Source organism: Cognaticolwellia mytili (assembly GCF_002104475.1).
Lineage (GTDB): Bacteria > Pseudomonadota > Gammaproteobacteria > Enterobacterales > Alteromonadaceae > Cognaticolwellia > Cognaticolwellia mytili.
On sequence record NZ_NBOF01000009.1, the window covers coordinates 1 to 1,856 of the forward strand.

Genomic DNA, 1,856 nt, shown 5'->3' on the forward strand with positions numbered 1-1,856 from the left:
TGTAGCAACGAAACAAAGCGAATGAGATTTTGTTTCGGTTAACTCATCGAGTTAACGTTCTTTAACAATTAGTTATCATGCAATTTGTGTGGACACTCACATTAACGTTGATTTTACATAGTTATCCTCGGATAACAAAAAAAACAGCTTAATATGATGTCACACAAAATTAGTACCATTTAGGCTTTCGAGTTTGAATGATACGTTTTATGTAGTTATTAACTTCGGTTAGTAACACGACAGAATTCATTGAGCAGCATCACTTGTTGATGCACAAACGATTTTTAATTGAAGAGTTTGATCATGGCTCAGATTGAACGCTGGCGGCAGGCTTAACACATGCAAGTCGAGCGGTAACAGAGATAGCTTGCTATCTGCTGACGAGCGGCGGACGGGTGAGTAATGCTTGGGAATATGCCTTTGAGTGGGGGACAACAGTTGGAAACGACTGCTAATACCGCATAATGTCTACGGACCAAAGGGGGGGATCTTCGGACCTCTCGCTCATAGATTAGCCCAAGTGAGATTAGCTAGTTGGTAAGGTAATGGCTTACCAAGGCGACGATCTCTAGCTGGTTTGAGAGGATGATCAGCCACACTGGGACTGAGACACGGCCCAGACTCCTACGGGAGGCAGCAGTGGGGAATATTGCACAATGGGCGAAAGCCTGATGCAGCCATGCCGCGTGTGTGAAGAAGGCCTTCGGGTTGTAAAGCACTTTCAGCGAGGAGGAAAGGTTAGTATTTAATAAATGCTAGCTGTGACGTTACTCGCAGAAGAAGCACCGGCTAACTTCGTGCCAGCAGCCGCGGTAATACGAGGGGTGCAAGCGTTAATCGGAATTACTGGGCGTAAAGCGTGCGTAGGTGGTTTGTTAAGCAAGATGTGAAAGCCCCGGGCTCAACCTGGGAACTGCATTTTGAACTGGCAAGCTAGAGTATTGTAGAGGGTAGTGGAATTTCCAGTGTAGCGGTGAAATGCGTAGAGATTGGAAGGAACATCAGTGGCGAAGGCGGCTACCTGGACAAATACTGACACTGAGGCACGAAAGCGTGGGGAGCAAACAGGATTAGATACCCTGGTAGTCCACGCCGTAAACGATGTCAACTAGCCGTCTGTAGACTTGATCTGTGGGTGGCGTAGCTAACGCGCTAAGTTGACCGCCTGGGGAGTACGGCCGCAAGGTTAAAACTCAAATGAATTGACGGGGGCCCGCACAAGCGGTGGAGCATGTGGTTTAATTCGATGCAACGCGAAGAACCTTACCATCCCTTGACATCCAGAGAAGCGACTAGAGATAGACGTGTGCCTTCGGGAACTCTGTGACAGGTGCTGCATGGCTGTCGTCAGCTCGTGTTGTGAAATGTTGGGTTAAGTCCCGCAACGAGCGCAACCCCTATCCTTATTTGCTAGCGCGTAATGGCGAGAACTCTAAGGAGACTGCCGGTGATAAACCGGAGGAAGGTGGGGACGACGTCAAGTCATCATGGCCCTTACGGGATGGGCTACACACGTGCTACAATGGCAAGTACAGAGGGCAGCAATACCGCGAGGTGGAGCGAATCCCACAAAGCTTGTCGTAGTCCGGATTGGAGTCTGCAACTCGACTCCATGAAGTCGGAATCGCTAGTAATCGTAGATCAGAATGCTACGGTGAATACGTTCCCGGGCCTTGTACACACCGCCCGTCACACCATGGGAGTGGGTTGCAAAAGAAGTGGCTAGTTTAACCTTCGGGAGGACGGTCACCACTTTGTGATTCATGACTGGGGTGAAGTCGTAACAAGGTAACCCTAGGGGAACCTGGGGTTGGATCACCTCCTTATCTTGAAGTAAAACAGCTTAATGGAAACCG

At 49.1% G+C, this 1,856-nt stretch carries 1 rRNA gene; it reads left to right on the top strand.

The annotated features are described in order from the left end of the window. The first annotated feature begins 285 nt into the window (after positions 1-285). Positions 286-1,826, top strand: a 16S ribosomal RNA gene (locus B7C41_RS19815). The last annotated feature ends 30 nt before the right edge of the window (positions 1,827-1,856 follow it).